This is a genomic window from Mesorhizobium sp. ANAO-SY3R2 (genome assembly GCF_042466635.1).
In the GTDB taxonomy this organism is placed as follows: domain Bacteria; phylum Pseudomonadota; class Alphaproteobacteria; order Rhizobiales; family Rhizobiaceae; genus Aminobacter.
The window spans coordinates 1,351,004-1,366,561 of the sequence record NZ_CP159955.1 but is presented as its reverse complement, the minus strand read 5'-3'; the positions used below and the strand labels follow the sequence as shown (position 1 = coordinate 1,366,561).

The window sequence follows — 15,558 nt, the reverse complement described above, 5'->3', positions numbered from 1 at the left end:
TTCATGCTGATCACCTGCCCCTATTGCGGCCCACGCGACGTCTCCGAATTCAGCTACCAGGGCGACGGCAACCGGACGCGGCCCGATCCCGCCTCGACCGATCTTGAGGCCTGGAACGCCTATGTCTACGACCGGCAGAACCCGGCCGGCATCCACAACGAAATCTGGCAGCACGCCGGAGGCTGCCGCGCCCATCTGGCAATCGTGCGAGACACGCTGACCCACGAGATATCGAGCGTGCGCTTCGCCCGCGAACATGGCGCGCCGAAACATGGGCGTCGCAAGTCGGGAGCCAATGCATGAGCCCGCGCCGCACAGCGTCGGGCGGCCGCATCGACCGGCTCCGCACCATCCGCTTCACCTTCGACGGCACGGCCTATACCGGGCACCAGGGCGACACGCTGGCCTCGGCGCTGCTGGCCAATGGTGTTTCGCTCTTCGGCCGCTCGTTCAAGTATCACCGCCCGCGCGGCGTGCTGACCGCTGGCGTCGACGAGCCCAACGCACTGGTGACGGTTCTGCGCGGCGAGGTACGTGAGCCCAACATTCCGGCGACTATGGTCGAGATCCACGACGGGCTCGTCGCGGTCAGCCAGAATCGCTTCCCGTCCCTTGCCTATGACGTTGGCGCCCTCAACCAGATCGGCGGCAAACTTATCTCCGCCGGCTTCTACTACAAGACTTTCATGGGCCCGGTCATCGGACCGCTCAAGGGCACGCGCTTCTGGATGATGTGCGAGCACATCATCCGCCGCGCCGCAGGCCTAGGCCGCGCCGGAAGCACCCCGGACAACGCCCGCTACGAACGCATGAACGCCTTTTGCGACGCACTGGTCGTGGGCTCCGGGCCCGCCGGCCTTGCCGCGGCGCGCGAAGCAGCGGCATCCGGTGCGCGCGTCATCCTGGCGGAGATCGATCCGCAGTTCGGCGGCTCGGCCAACTGGTCCGGCGAAACCATCGACGGCGAACCGGCCGCGGCATGGGCAGCCGACATCGTCGGTGAGCTCAAGGACCAGGCGAATGTCCGCCTGCTCAAGCGCACCACCGTCTGGGGTTATTATGACGGCAATACTCTTGCCGCTATGGAGCGCGTCAGCGACCACAAGGCATCACCTTCCAAGGGCGCCCCGCGCCACCGCCACTGGACGATCCGGGCCAGGAAGGTAGTGCTGGCTACCGGTGCCTTCGAACGACCGCTGGTGTTTCCCGGCAACGACCGTCCCGGCGTGATGATGGCAAGTGCCGCCATGCGCTACGCCAACCAGTATGGCGTGCTGCCGGGCGACAAGATCGCCGTCCTTGCCAATAACGACAGCGCCTATCGCGCTGCGGCCGCCCTCGCCAAGGCCGGCGCGACGATCGTGGCCATCGCCGACCTGCGCCCTGATATCTCGGACGCCTGCCGCAAGCTCGGGCTGGAATGCGGCGCCGAGTTGCTCACCGGCCATGCGGTGGTCGGCACCGAAGGCGGCAAGAAGCTGACCGGCATCAAAGTCGCTCAGTTCCCGGTCGCAGCCGACGTATCGGCAGGCACCACGCGCAACATCGAGGCCGATTGCCTGATCATGTCGGGCGGCTGGTCACCGACCATCCACCTCGCCAGCCAGGCCGGCGCCCGACCGGTCTGGGACGCCGACCTGCAGGCCTTCCTGCCGCCTGAGCCCGAAAAGGGCTGGTGCGGTGCCGGCGCCTTCAAAGGCACATTCTCGACCGCCGACGCCATTGCCGAAGGCTTTGCAGCCGGCTGCAAGGCAACGGACCAGCCGGCGCTCGAGATCGAGACCTTGCCAGATGTCGTCCCCGTACCGCTCGATCCACGCCCCGCACCGGTCTTCGAGATCAAGGCCAAGGGAAAATCCTTCGTCGACTTCCAGCACGACGTGACATCAGACGACGTGCGGCTGGCGCATCTGGAAGGTTTTGTTTCCGTCGAGCACCTCAAGCGCTACACCACGCTCGGCATGGCCACCGACCAAGGCAAGGGCTCCAACGTGCCGGGTCTCGCCATCATGGCCGAGGCGGTAGGCAAGCCGATCCCCGAGGTCGGCACCACCCGCTTCCGCCCGCCTTTCGCCCCGGTTTCGGTCGGCGCGCTGGCCGCCGAGCGGTTCGGCCATCTCAAGCCGGAGCGGCTGACGCCAATGCATGACTGGCATCTGGACAACGGCGCCACGATGTATCCGGTGGGGCTGTGGTTCCGCCCGATGATCTATGGCGAACCGGGAGAGACCGTCGAGCAGGCTTATGTGCGCGAGGCCCAGACGACGCGCGAGACGGCGGGCATCGTCGATGTGTCGACGCTCGGCAAGATCGCGGTGCAGGGTCCCGACGCCGCCGAATTCCTTGACCGCGTCTACACCAACGTCTTTTCGACCCTGCCGGTCGGCAAGGCGCGCTACGGCCTGATGTTGCGCGAGGACGGCCTCGTGCTCGACGACGGCACGACCTGGCGGCTCGGCGAGAACGATTTCCTGATGACCACGACGACAGCCAATGCCGGCAAGGTCATGCAGCATCTCGAATATTTCCTCGACATCGTCTGGCCGGAACTGAAGGTCCATCTGACCTCCGTCACCGACCAGTGGGCGGGTGCCGCCATCGGCGGACCCAACGCGCGGCAGATCCTCGAGACGGTCGTGAGCGGCACCAGGGTCGACAACGAGACGCTACCGTTCATGGGCATCGTGCATGGCGAGATCGCGGGCGTGCCGGTAATGATCTGCCGGTTGTCCTTCTCGGGCGAAATGGCCTTCGAGGTCTACTCGGGCGCCGGTCACGGCACGCGAGTCTGGGAAGCACTGACCGAGGCGGGAAAGCCCTTCGGCATGGTGCCATACGGGCTGGAAGCGCTCGGCACGCTGCGCATCGAAAAGGGCCACGTCACCGGCGCCGAGATCGACGGCCGCACCTCGGCGCACGACCTCAACCTGCAATGGATGCTGTCGAAGAAAAAGCCCTTCATCGGCTCCGCCATGATGGACCGCGAGGGGCTTGTCGCCCCCGACCGTCTCGAGTTGGTAGGGTTAGTTTCGCTCGATGGACGCCCGCTGAATGGCGGCGCTCACATCGTCACTGTTGCCGATCCCGAAAACCCGCACGACTCGCTCGGCCACATCACCGGCGCCTGCTTCTCGCCGGCGCTCGGCAGATATATCGCGCTGGCGCTGGTTTCGGGCGGCAAGGCCCGCCACGGCAAGCGAGCCTATGTCTCAGATCCGTTGCGCAACCGCTTCGGCCCGGTCGACATCGTCAGCCACCATTTCTTCGATCCCGAAGGGAAGCGCATGCATGGCTGACCAGCTTTCACCGCTAGAGCCCGCATTCCGGCCCGGCTCGCACGGCAACTTCGCCCACGGGCACGGCGTCACGCTATCGGAACTCGCACCCGGCTCGATCGTCCAGGTCGCCGCCTGGCCGGGCGAGGAAAAGAAGCTGATCGCCGCCATCGCTGCCGTCACCGGACTCAAGCTTGCCGATGGCGCGGGCGCTGGTGTCGTTTCGGATCGCTACGCGGCATTCGGATTTGCACCGGGCAAATTCCTGGTCACCGACACATCGGAGGGCCTGGCGACAAGCCTCACCAGTGCCGTCACTGCCGATATCGGTACGGTCACCGACCTTTCGCATGGCCGCACGGCAATCCGCATCGCCGGTCCAAAGGTCGAGTGGGTGCTGGCGAAACTTTTCGCGGTCGACTTTTCGCTGGCCGCCTTCCCCGAGGGCTCCGGCATCTCGACCGCCCATCACGATATCTTCGCCCAGATCCAGCGCAGCGGCCCCGACCGCTTCGACATCTACGTCTTCCGCTCGTTCGCGCGCTCGTTCTGGAAGATGCTGTGTCACGCCTCCGACGAGGTCGGCTACGAGCTGAGGTGAGCAGCCGGCCGGCTACTTCAGGAACTGCACCCACTCTTCGAGCGGGGCGCGATCGGTGCGGAAAGTGTTTTCCGGCTTGGATGTGTCTTCATGGCCAAGTGCCATGCCACAGACCACGACCTCCTCGTCGGGAATGCCCAGGATCGGCCTGATCTGCCGGTGATAGGGTGCGAACGCCGCCTGCGGGCAGGTGTGCAGACCCCTCGCCCGTGCCGCGATCATGATGTTCTGCAAAAACATGCCGTAGTCGATCCACGAGCCCTGGTTGAGCCGGCGATCGATGGTGAAGATCATGCCGACCGGCGCATCGAAGAAGACGAAATTGCGGTCGTGCTGGGCGCGCATGCGGTCGACCTCGCGCCGGCCGATGCCAAGCGCGCTGTAGAGACCGAAGCCGTTGGCGCGGCGGCGTCCGAGATAGGGCTCGAAGAACTGGTCGGGATAGTATTTGTACTCGTCCCACACGGCCTTTTCGGCGCGGACGCCTGAATTGAGGATGGCGTCGCCGATGCGCTGCCGGGTCTCACCCGTGGTCACATAGACCTTCCACGGCTGCATGTTGGTACCTGAAGGCGCGCGCGCGGCGACATCGAGGATGTCGCGGATGACGGCTTCCTCGACAGGAATTGGCAGGAAGGCACGCACCGACCGGCGCGAGATGATCGCCTCGTCGACGATATCCGTCTCGTCCAGATCCTGTGGCTTGTTTTCCGGCGCCAGCATTGGCTGTCCCCATGGCATCGTTTCGGTTTCGGATCGCCCCCACCGCCCGTGCGAACCGAGCCTTTGCACTCTCGCCAGCAGTCTCGCAAGAGAAACTTGCTGGACCATGAAAATGCACTTGATGTTTTCATAGCCATGCCGCCTCATGAAATTCGCAAACAAAATTTCACGAGAAAGCCCATTTGAGTCCAATCGCAAACACTTCAGCGCGCAAGGAAAGCGGTGTGGCCGGCGATCTGCTCGCCGCCGACCTGCGCGCGCTACGCAAATCGCGCGGGCTGACGCTTACCGAGATCGCGCTGAAGCTCGGGCGCTCGGTCGGCTGGGTCAGCCAGGTCGAGCGCGGACTATCGGTTCCCTCCATCGGCGACCTCAGGGCCTTTGCCGATCTGTTCGGCGTCCCCGTCAGCCTGTTTTTCGCCCATGAGGCGCCCAGCGAGGCCGAGCGCGGCGCGATCGTCCGCGCTGGCTTGCGCAGGACACTTGGCACAAGCGATTCAGGTCTGGTGGAAGAGCTTCTGTCGCCGGATCTCGGCGGAAGTTTCGAAATGCTGCGCTCGATCTTTGCGCCGGGCGCCGAGTTGCGCGAGCCGGCACTGCGGCCCACCGAGGAAGCTGGCTACGTCGTGACAGGGAGCTTCGATATCGAGATCAACGGCACCTGGCACAGCCTTGGCGAGGGCGACAGCTTTCGCTTCGACCACAAGCCGTTCCGGTGGAGGAACCCGGGTACGGTTCCTGCGGTGGTCATCTGGGTGGTGTCGCCGCCGGTCTATTGAGCGGCTTTTGGGGAGGAAATGATGGCTGATCTGCCGAGCACGGCGCGCGTGGTGATCATCGGCGGAGGCGCGGTCGGCGTCTCCAGCCTCTATCACCTCGCCAAGGCCGGCTGGACCGACTGCGTGCTGCTCGAAAAGAACGAGCTGACCTCGGGCTCGACCTGGCATGCGGCGGGCAATGTGCCGACGTTTTCGTCGTCCTGGTCGCTGATGAACATGCAGCGTTACTCGACCGAGCTCTATCGCGGGCTGGCGGCCGAGGTCGACTATCCGATGAACTATCACGTCACCGGCTCGATCCGGCTGGCCCACACAAAGGAACGCATGCAGGAGTTCCAGCGCGCCAAGGGCATGGGCCGCTACCAGGGCATGGACATCGACGTGATCGGCGTCGACGAGATCAAGCGCCGCTACCCCTTCATCGAGACGCACGACCTCAAGGGTGCGCTTTACGATCCGAGCGACGGCGACATCGATCCGGCCCAACTGACCCAGGCACTGGCCAAGGGCGCACGGGACATGGGGGCGAAGATCATTCGCTTCTGCCCGGTGACATCGGTCCGCCGCGAAAATGACGAATGGTCGGTGAGCACCTCGCAAGGCGAGATCCGCTGCGAAAAGGTGGTCAACGCATCAGGCTATCGCGCGGCGGAGGTAGGAAAGATGTTCGGCCGCGACGTGCCGATGATGGTGATGAGCCACCAGTACATATTGTTCGACGAAATCCCTGAACTGGCTGCATGGTCGAAAGAGGCGGGCAGAAAACTGCCGCTGCTGCGCGACGTCGATACCTCCTACTATCTCCGCCAAGAGAAGAACGGGATGAATCTCGGCCCCTATGAGCGCAACTGCCGCGCCCATTGGGTAACGCCAGATGACCAGATGCCGGCGGACTTCTCCTTCCAGCTCTATCCTGATGATCTCGAGCGGCTGGAATGGTATCTCGACGACGCCGTCCGCCGCGTGCCGATCCTCGGCACGGCAGGACTTTCCAAGGTCATCAACGGCCCGATCCCCTATACACCCGACGGCAATCCGCTGATCGGGCCGATGCCCGGCGTGCCCAACGCCTTCGAGGCCTGCGTCTTCACCTTCGGCATCGCGCAGGCGGGAGGTGCCGGCAAAGTTCTGGCCGAATGGGTGACGCAGGGCGAGACCGAATGGGACATGTGGTCCTGCGACCCGCGCCGCTTCACCGCCTTCGCCTCGGCCCCCGATTGCGCGATTGCCAAGGGCAAGGAGGTCTATGGCCACGAATATGCCATCCACTTCCCGCGCCACGCCTGGCCGGCGGCGCGCAACCGCAAGCTCTCGCCCATCCACGACCGAATCGCCGCCCTCGGCGCGCAGTTCAACGCCTACAATGGCTGGGAGCGCGCAACATGGTACGCCCAACCGGGTGATGACACGTCGGAGGAAGCGACCCAGACCTTCGCCCGCTCCGGCCCTTGGGAGAAAAGAATCCGCGAAGAATGCCTCGCCGTGCGCGATGCCGCCGGCATTCTGGATCTGCCCGGCTTCAGCCGCTTCAATCTCGACGGTCCGGGCGCTGCTGAATGGCTGGAAACGCAGATCACCGGCGGCGTGCCCAAGGTGGGCCGCATCGGCCTGTGCTACTTCGCCGACGACAAGGGCCGCATCGTCACCGAAATGTCAGTGGTGCGCCACTCCGAAGACCTGATGACGCTGATCACCGCTGCCGTTGCACAATGGCATGATTTCGAGTGGCTCAAGTCGCACATGCCCGAAAAGGCCAGCTTCAAGCTGATCGACCGCACCGAGGAATATTCGACCCAGATCCTCACTGGGCCCCAGTCGCGGAAAATTCTGACCGAGGTCTGTGAGGCCGATCTTTCCAAACCGTGGCTAACCCACCAGGAGACCACCATCACCGGCCGCTGGTCCAAGCTCGTGCGCGTCTCCTTCGCCGGCGAGCTCGGCTGGGAAATCCACACCAAGGTTGCCGACACGGCCACGGTGTTCGACGCCATCTGGGCGGCAGGGCAGCGGTACAGCCTGAAGCCCTTCGGCATGTTCGCGCTGGATTCGCTCCGGCTGGAAAAGGGCTACCGCGCCTGGAAGGGCGACCTTTCCACCGACTACACCATCCTTCAGGGCGGGCTCGAACGCTTCGTCAAATGGGACAAGCCCGAATTCCGCGGCAAGGGGGCGTTGCTCAGCGAAAAGCAGCAAGGTGTGAAAAAGCGCTTCGTCACACTTGTGATCGACAATCCGGGCGAATGCGATGCGCCTTACATGTCGACGCTCTGGCACAATGGCCAGATTGTCGGTGAGACCACGTCAGGAGGCTGGGGCCACAGGGTGGACAAATCGATTGCGCTGGGCATGCTGCGGGCCGATCTGGCCGCGCCGGGCACCAATGTGGAAGTCGAGATTTTCGGCGAACGTTTCAAGGCGGCGGTCCAGGAAGACAAGCCCTTGTGGGATCCTGAAAACGAAAGGCTACGTTCCTGATGACCCTTCCCTTCCCTGATCGAGCTTTCGACGCCTTCATGTTCGACATGGACGGCACCATCCTGAGCTCGATCGCCGCCACCGAACGCGTCTGGACGACCTGGGCGATAAAGCATGGGCTCGAAGTCGAAACCTTCCTGCCGACCATTCACGGCGTGCGAGCGTACGAGACGATTTCGAGGCTGAATCTTCCTGGTATCGATCTGATGACCGAAATCGAGGAGCTGACCCAGGCCGAATTCGACGACGTCGATGGCATCGAATCCATCCATGGCGCCGCCACCTTCCTCAACGCTCTGCCTGCCGATCGCTGGGCGATCGTGACGTCTGCGCCGCGCAGGCTGGCGATCCGCAGACTTGAAGCGGCCGGCCTGCCGATTCCGCAGTTGATGGTCACTGGCGAGGACGTTGCTAACGGCAAGCCTGCGCCCGACTGCTTCCTGCTTGGCGCCGAACGGCTCGGCCACAAGCCGCAGGATTGCCTCGTGTTCGAAGATGCGCCGGCCGGCATTCGTGCGGCGGAAGCTGCGGGCGCGCATGTGCTGGTTATCACCGCCACGCACAATCATGCCGGCGGCACCCCGCATCCTTCCATCTCCGGCTACGGTGCGCTGACACCCCGGCTCGACAGCTCAAGCAGGCTGACGCTCGCCCGTCTCGCGGCCCTGCAGGATGCGGGAGCCTAACATGCCCAAACCATCCTCTCGCATCTCCGGCATCGTTCCCTCCGGCAAGGATGGCTGGGAGGTGCACTTCGCCGCCATGACGCGCAAGCAGGCCGGCGAGGACATCATCATGCTGTCAGTCGGTGACCACGACTTCGACACGCCGTCGGAGACGGTCGAGGCCTGTGTCGACGCTGTCCGTGCAGGCTACCATCACTACACACAGTTGCCCGGCCTGCCGCGCCTGCGCGCCGCCATGGCCAAGGTCTCTGCCCGCTGCACCGGTGTCGATACGGCACTCGCCGAGATCATCGCCACGCCAGGCGGACAGGCCGCTCTCTACGCCGCGGTGCAGGCGACGCACGATCCGGGCGACCACGCCGTGGTGGTAGCGCCCTATTATGCCACCTACCCCGGCACGTTCCGCGCGGCCGGCACCAGCTACACGGTGGTCGAGGCCCACGCCGCCGACGGTTTTCAGCCCCGAGCCGAGGAGATCGAGAAGGCGCTCAAGCCCAACACGCGTTCGATCCTGATCAACACGCCCAATAATCCGACCGGCGCCGTCTATTCCAGAAAATGCCTGGAAGACATTGCCGAACTTTGCATCCGGCGTGACCTGTGGTTGCTGTCGGATGAGGTCTACTGGACCCTCGGCGGCGGCGAGCACATGTCCCCGCGCGCCCTGCCCGGCATGGCCGAGCGCACGCTGGTCATCAACTCGATGTCCAAGAGCCATGGCATGACAGGCTGGCGCATCGGCTGGCTGACCGCACCCGCCGACCTCGTCTCGCTGATCATCAACCTCAACCTCGTCACCACCTATGGCTTGACCGATTTCGTCAGCCGCGCGGCGATCGAGGCGCTGGAGAACGAATTCGGTGTCGAGCAGATCGCCAGCACCTATGCCGGCCGCCGCACGCTTTTCGTCGACCAGATGCGTGGTCTCAACAACGTCACCGTGCGCGGTTCGGAAGGCGGCATGTATGTCATGCTCGACGTCAGCGCCATCGAGCCCGACTGCGAGAAATTCGCCTGGAACCTGCTCGAACGCGAGAAGGTCGCGGTGATGCCCGGCATCAGCTTCGGTGATGCCGCCGCCGGCCACATCCGCATCAGCCTGTGCCAGCCCGATGATGTGCTCAAGGAAGCAGCCGGCCGCCTGAGGCGCTTTGCCAACAGCTACGGGAGATCAGCCGCATGACCGAAATCCCCGCCCGTGCCCGCGCCGTCATCATCGGCGGCGGCGTGTCCGGCTGTTCCGTCGCCTATCACCTGGCGAAGCTAGGCTGGACCGACATCGTGCTTCTGGAGCGCAAGCAGCTCACATCAGGCACGACTTGGCACGCGGCGGGACTGATCGGGCAATTGCGGGCTTCCCAGAACATGACGCGGCTCGCCAAATATTCTGCCGACCTCTACGTCAGGCTCGAGGCCGAGACTGGTGTCGCCACCGGCATGCGTCAAGTCGGCTCGATCACGGTCGCACTGACGGAGGAGCGCAAGCACGAGATCTACCGCCAGGCCTCACTGGCACGCGCCTTCAATGTCGACGTGCGCGAGATTTCGCCCAACGAAGTCAAAGAGATGTACCCCCATCTCAATGTCTCTGACGTGGTCGGCGCCGTGCATCTGCCGCTCGACGGCCAGTGCGACCCGGCCAATATCGCGATGGCGCTCGCCAAGGGCGCACGCCAGCGCGGCGCGAGGATCGTCGAAAACGTCAAGGTCACCAAGGTCCACACCAAAGATGGCCACGTCTCGGGCGTGTCCTGGGCGCAGGACGGCGAACAGGGCATGATCGCGACCGACATCGTCGTCAACTGCGCCGGCATGTGGGCACGCGAACTCGGGCAGCGCAACGGCGTCACCATCCCCCTGCATGCCTGCGAGCACTTCTATCTCGTCACCGAGGCGATCCAGGGCCTCGGCCGCCTGCCGGTGCTGCGCGTGCCGGACGAGTGCGCCTACTACAAGGAAGACGCAGGCAAGATGATGCTCGGCGCCTTCGAGCCGGTGGCCAAGCCCTGGGGCATGGGCGGCATCCGCGAGGATTTTTGTTTCGACCAACTGCCCGAAGACATGGACCATTTCACGCCGATCCTCGAAATGGGCGTGAACCGAATGCCGATGCTGGAAACTGCCGGCATCCATACCTTCTTCAACGGTCCCGAGAGTTTTACGCCTGACGACCGCTACTATCTCGGCGAAGCGCCCGAACTCGGTGGCTACTGGGTCGCCGCCGGCTACAATTCGATCGGCATCGTTTCGTCAGGCGGCGCCGGCATGGCGCTGGCGCAGTGGATCCACGACGGCGAGGCGCCGTTCGACCTCTGGGAGGTCGACATCCGCCGCGCCCAGCCGTTCCAGAAGAACCGGCGCTATCTCAGGGAGCGTGTGTCCGAAACGCTCGGCCTGCTCTACGCCGACCATTTTCCCTATCGCCAGATGGCAACTTCCCGCGGTGTGCGACGCTCGCCGCTGCACGAGCATCTGAAAGCGCGCGGCGCAGTCTTCGGCGAAGTCGCCGGCTGGGAGCGCGCCAACTGGTTTGCCAAGTCGGGCCAGGAGCGCGAATACAAATACTCCTGGAAGCGGCAGAACTGGTTCGACAACCAGCGCGACGAACATCTGGCCGTGCGCAATGGCGTCGGCCTGTTCGACATGACCTCGTTTGGCAAGATCCGCATCGAAGGCCGCGACGCGCTTGCCTATCTGCAGCGCCTCTGCGCCAACGACATGAACGTCGAGCCGGGCAGGATAGTCTACACCCAGATGCTCAACCAGCGCGGCGGCATCGAAAGCGACCTGACGGTAACGCGGCTTTCGCCAACGGCCTTTCTGGCCGTTGTGCCTGGTGCCACGCTGCAGCGCGACCTCGCCTGGCTGCGCAAACATCTTCGCGACGAGTTCGTCGTCATCTCCGATGTCACCGCTTCTGAAAGCGTACTGTGCTTGATGGGGCCGAAGTCGCGCGAACTGATTGGGAAGGTCAGCCCCAACGATTTCTCCAATGACAAAAATCCGTTCGGCACGTGGCAAGAGATCGAGATCGGCATGGGCCTCGCCCGCGCCCACCGTGTCACCTATGTCGGCGAACTCGGCTGGGAACTATACGTGTCGACCGATCAGGCCGCCCATGTCTTCGAAGCCATCGAAGCGGCTGGGGCGGAGATGGGGCTGAAGCTCTGCGGCCTGCACAGCCTCGATTCCTGCCGCATCGAAAAGGCTTTTCGGCACTTCGGCCACGACATCACCGATGAAGACCATGTGCTGGAAGCCGGGCTCGGTTTCGCGTTGAAGACTGCCAAGGATAATTTTCTCGGCCGCGACGCCGTGCTTCGGAAGAAGGAGGCCGGTCTCGATCGCCGGCTGGTCCAGTTCCGCCTTACCGACCCGGAACCGCTACTCTTCCACAACGAGGCCATCGTCCGCGACGGCAGGATCGTCGGAACCATCACCTCGGGCAACTACGGCCACCACCTCGGTGGCGCCATCGGCCTCGGCTACGTGCCGTGCAGGGATGAAACCGAAGCCGAGATGCTCGGCTCGCGCTACGAGATCGAGATCGCCGGTGAGCGCTTCGCGGCGGAGGCGTCGCTCAGACCGATGTACGATCCTAGGGCCGAACGTGTCAGGATGTAGCCGCCCCTTACAAAAGGGACCACGCTGACATATTCAGTCGAATGCGGATTTCATTTGGCGAGGCCTGATTGTGACGAAACAGAACCGACGCGTCTGGTGGGGTGACTTCAAGGCGGGCGATTTCACCGGTCTCGATCCCGAAGCGACGATTGCCGTCATCCCGGTCGCAGCCATCGAGCAGCACGGCCCGCATCTGCCCGTCTCGACCGACGCTGCCATCATGGAGGGCATGCTTTCGGAGGTTTTCTCGAGGCTGCCCGAAAATCTCGACGCCCGCTTCCTGCCTATCCAGGCCGTCGGCAAATCCGACGAGCACATCTACGCGCCGGGCACGCTCAGCCTGCCTGCCAATATGCTGATCGACTGCTGGACGGAGCTCGGCGCCTCAATTGCCCGCGCCGGCATCCGCAAATTCGTCTTTGTCACCTCCCATGGCGGCAATGAAGAGGTGATGGGCATCGTCTCGCGCGAACTGCGCGTGCGCTTCGGCGCGCTGTCGGTGCGGTCAAGCTGGGGCCGTTTCGGCACTCCCGACGGCCTCTACCCTGCCCGCGAAATCCAGCTCGGCATCCATGGTGGCGATGTCGAGACCTCGCTGATGCTCCATTTCCGGCCCGAACTGGTGGACATGGCGCAGGCCGAGGATTTTGCCTCGAGCTTCACCCGGGCCGAGAGTGGATTCGAGCTTTTGCGGCCGCACGGCCCGCATGGCTTCTCGTGGATTGCGTCCGACCTCAACCCGCATGGCGTGGTCGGCAATGCCGCCATCGCCACCGCCGAAAAGGGCCGCCTGACCGCAGCCCATCAGGCAGACGGCTTCGTCAAGCTGCTGCAGGACATCCGCAAGGCAAGTCTCCCGGAGTGGCTGGCCTAGATTTCCAACCCGAACGGCACGCCCTCGAAGCAATCCGCTCCCCGGCCAATTGCCTGGATCGCCGCGATCATCCGGCCGCTGCGCCCAAGAATCTGGTCGGCGACCGCGATCAGCCGCGGATTGGGCGTTGCCGTCGGCGAAAGTCGGCGCAGCGTTGTCGCGAGTTCCGCCTCGTCGCGCGATGGCGAAAGGGCCGCGGCGATGATGTAGGCCGAGGCCGTCGAGCGGCTGACCCCCGCGTAGCAATTGATCGCCAGCGGCCGTGCCCGGTCCCAGCTATCGGTAAAACCGAGCAACTGCCACACATGCGCCTCACCGGGCAGGGTCATGCCGTCCTGCTCGACAGCAATGTCGTTCATCTTGATGAAAAGGTGGTTTTCGGCGCGAATGGCGTCCGGCCGCGTCATTTCGGTGCCAGCCGACAGCAGCGTGATCAGCCGCTCCGCTCCAACGCGCGTGACCGTGTCGCCGACCTTGGACAGCGGGCAGACATGGATCATCGCTTGGCCCCCTTCGCCGCCTGTCGGTCCTGCGCCCAGTCGCCCAGTGCCACATCCAGCCGCCGCCACTCGACTTCCGTGCCGGGCAGGCCACAGCGCAGCTGCGTCGGCCGGTCGGCGAAGCTGCGCACCAGAATGCCTTCGCGGCCGAGCGCCGCAAACAGACTTGCGGCGTCCTCGATATCGACATGGCGGAACAGCGATGTGCCGCCGGTGACGATGACGCCGGCGCGGGCAAAAGCCTGGTCCAGCCGGTGCGCCGCTTTCGTGAGGGTCGCCCGCATCTCCGTATGCCAGGCGGTGTCGGAAAGCGCCTTGATGCCATACTCGAGCGCCGGAACCGCGACCGCCCACGGCCCGAGTTCTTCTTCGAGCCGCTCCGCAATTGCCGGCTGTGCAATCGCAAAGCCAAGCCGGATTCCCGCCAGGCCAAAGAATTTGCCGAAGGAGCGCAGCACCACGATGCCGCCCAGGTCGACATCGCCGGCAACACTTTCGGCACGCGGACCGACATCCATGAAGGCCTCGTCGACGACCAGCAAGCCACCCTTGGCGCGCAATCGGGTGGCCAGGTCTAGCAGGTCGGCGCGCGACACTACCCTCCCGTCCGGGTTATTGGGATTTACCACGACGGCGAGGTCGGCCTCGAAAAGCCGCTCGAACGAACGCACCTCGGCCACCTCATGCCCGGCAATCGCGGCTGCGCGCGCGTGCTCCTGGTAGGTCGGCCCAAGCACGAATGCGCGGCCAGGCCGCACCAGCGAGGCGATGCGCGACAACAGGATCTGCGTACCCGGCGCTGGTACCACATTGGCTGCCGAAGGTGCGCCATAGGCTGTGGCCGCCACTGCAGCGAGGTCGCGTGCGCGTCCCGGCTCGGGCAGGCGCGACAAGGCGGTGGCAGGCAACTCGAAAAGCGGATAGGAGTGCGGGTTGATCCCGGTCGACAAGTCGACGAACGGCTGGGGCGCTTTCGGAAACAGCGCCCTCGCCCGTTCCAGGCTGCCGCCGTGGTCGATCGTTCCAGTCCTTCGTCCATCAAGAAGCGTCATGTTCGTTCCGCTCGCCTTCCTGTCGCTTCTGGTTGAACTCGGTCTCGGCTACCCCGACCGGCTGGTGCGGGCCATCGGCCATCCAGTGATCTGGATCGGCAAGCTGATATCCTTTCTCGACGACCGCCTCAACCGCGCCACCGATTCCGACGCCACGCGGCGTATTTGGGGCGTGGTCGCACTCGTCGTCCTCGTCTCCGTGCCCGCAGCAATCGCCTTTGCCGTCGAACGGCTTTTCGGGCTTGTGCCCTTCGGCATCTTCCTGACCGCCATCGCCGCCTCCAGCCTCGTTGCCCAGCGCAGCCTCGGCAGCCATGTGAAGGCCGTCGCCGACGCGCTCGACAGCGGCGGCATCGTCGCCGGGCGCAAGGCCGTATCGCAGATCGTCGGCCGTGACCCCGAACGCCTCGACGAGGCAGGCGTCTGCCGCGCGGCAATCGAAAGCCTGGCCGAGAATTTTTCCGACGGCATCACCGCACCCGCCTTCTGGCTCGCCATCTTCGGCTTCGCCGGTGGTGCCGCCTACAAGGCTGCCAACACCGCCGATTCGATGATCGGCCATCGCACCAAGCGCCACGAGGCCTTCGGATGGGCTGCGGCCCGGTTCGATGACCTCATCAACCTGCCGGCCTCGCGCCTCACCGCACTGTCGATCGTCCTCGCCGCTTTCCTCGTCCCCGGCACCGATCCAAAAGGCGCGTGGAAGGCAGTCTTGCGCGACGCTCGCAAGCATCGCTCGCCCAATGCCGGCTGGCCGGAAGCGGCTATGGCCGGCGCACTGGGCCTGGCTCTTGCCGGCCCGCGCGCCTATGGCGGGGTGATGGTGGACGACGCCTTGATGGGCGACGGCGGCCGGCGCGAGGCAAATGCCCGGGACATCCGCGCCGCACTCAGGCTCTACTGGACGGCAGACGCGTTGCTTGTCGGCGGCATGGGGCTGATTGCCCTGGCGCTGATCGCTTGAGTTCG

At 64.6% G+C, this 15,558-nt stretch carries 13 protein-coding genes; 10 read left to right on the top strand and 3 right to left on the bottom strand.

Annotated features, from left to right (window positions below):
• Positions 1–3: 3 nt before the first annotated feature.
• Genes ABSY17_RS11340 through soxG form a run of 3 tightly spaced genes read left to right on the top strand, consistent with a single transcriptional unit; the run spans position 4 to position 3,876 of the window.
• Positions 4–303, top strand: a complete 300-nt coding sequence (locus ABSY17_RS11340; protein ID WP_378950322.1) for a sarcosine oxidase subunit delta — start codon at positions 4–6, stop codon at positions 301–303.
• Positions 300–3,296, top strand: a complete 2,997-nt coding sequence (locus ABSY17_RS11335) for a sarcosine oxidase subunit alpha family protein (protein ID WP_378950319.1) — start codon at positions 300–302, stop codon at positions 3,294–3,296. Before ABSY17_RS11340 ends, ABSY17_RS11335 begins: the two co-directional genes overlap by 4 nt.
• Complete coding sequence (gene soxG, locus ABSY17_RS11330) at positions 3,289–3,876, top strand: sarcosine oxidase subunit gamma family protein (protein WP_378950316.1); 588 nt, start codon at positions 3,289–3,291, stop codon at positions 3,874–3,876. The genes ABSY17_RS11335 and soxG overlap by 8 nt, the downstream gene beginning before the upstream one ends.
• A 12-nt stretch (positions 3,877–3,888) precedes the next feature.
• On the opposite strand, the gene ABSY17_RS11325 is transcribed toward soxG, so the two are convergent.
• Positions 3,889–4,599, bottom strand: coding sequence for a nitroreductase (locus tag ABSY17_RS11325; protein ID WP_378950314.1), 711 nt, complete (start codon positions 4,597–4,599; stop codon positions 3,889–3,891).
• 182 nt (positions 4,600–4,781) lie between these two features.
• Here ABSY17_RS11325 and ABSY17_RS11320 point away from each other — a divergent pair, with 182 nt between their 5' ends.
• From ABSY17_RS11320 to ABSY17_RS11295, 6 genes are all read left to right on the top strand, one after another.
• Positions 4,782–5,378, top strand: a complete 597-nt coding sequence (locus ABSY17_RS11320) for a helix-turn-helix domain-containing protein (RefSeq protein WP_378950312.1) — start codon at positions 4,782–4,784, stop codon at positions 5,376–5,378.
• 21 nt (positions 5,379–5,399) lie between these two features.
• The gene (locus tag ABSY17_RS11315; RefSeq protein WP_378950310.1) at positions 5,400–7,853 is read left to right on the top strand and encodes an FAD-dependent oxidoreductase; all 2,454 of its coding nucleotides are present in this window, start codon (positions 5,400–5,402) and stop codon (positions 7,851–7,853) included.
• Positions 7,853–8,539, top strand: a complete 687-nt coding sequence (locus tag ABSY17_RS11310) for an HAD-IA family hydrolase (protein ID WP_378950308.1) — start codon at positions 7,853–7,855, stop codon at positions 8,537–8,539. Before ABSY17_RS11315 ends, ABSY17_RS11310 begins: the two co-directional genes overlap by 1 nt.
• Position 8,540: 1 nt before the next feature.
• Positions 8,541–9,722 (top strand): pyridoxal phosphate-dependent aminotransferase, encoded by a 1,182-nt coding sequence (locus tag ABSY17_RS11305; RefSeq protein WP_378950306.1) that lies wholly within the window; start codon positions 8,541–8,543, stop codon positions 9,720–9,722.
• A complete protein-coding gene (locus tag ABSY17_RS11300) occupies positions 9,719–12,163 on the top strand; it encodes an FAD-dependent oxidoreductase (RefSeq protein ID WP_378950304.1) in 2,445 nt (814 codons plus the stop codon). The genes ABSY17_RS11305 and ABSY17_RS11300 overlap by 4 nt, the downstream gene beginning before the upstream one ends.
• 70 nt (positions 12,164–12,233) lie before the next feature.
• Positions 12,234–13,037: a creatininase family protein gene (locus tag ABSY17_RS11295; protein WP_378950302.1), complete on the top strand. Its 804-nt coding sequence runs from the start codon at positions 12,234–12,236 to the stop codon at positions 13,035–13,037.
• Here ABSY17_RS11295 and ABSY17_RS11290 read toward each other — a convergent pair.
• Both ABSY17_RS11290 and cobD read right to left on the bottom strand, forming a co-directional pair.
• Positions 13,034–13,537 (bottom strand): tyrosine phosphatase family protein, encoded by a 504-nt coding sequence (locus ABSY17_RS11290; protein ID WP_378950300.1) that lies wholly within the window; start codon positions 13,535–13,537, stop codon positions 13,034–13,036. The genes ABSY17_RS11295 and ABSY17_RS11290 overlap by 4 nt on opposite strands.
• Positions 13,534–14,589, bottom strand: a complete 1,056-nt coding sequence (cobD, locus tag ABSY17_RS11285) for a threonine-phosphate decarboxylase CobD (protein WP_378950298.1) — start codon at positions 14,587–14,589, stop codon at positions 13,534–13,536. Before cobD ends, ABSY17_RS11290 begins: the two co-directional genes overlap by 4 nt.
• Here cobD and cbiB point away from each other — a divergent pair.
• Positions 14,588–15,553: an adenosylcobinamide-phosphate synthase CbiB gene (gene cbiB, locus ABSY17_RS11280; RefSeq protein WP_378950296.1), complete on the top strand. Its 966-nt coding sequence runs from the start codon at positions 14,588–14,590 to the stop codon at positions 15,551–15,553. The genes cobD and cbiB overlap by 2 nt on opposite strands.
• Positions 15,554–15,558: the final 5 nt, after the last annotated feature.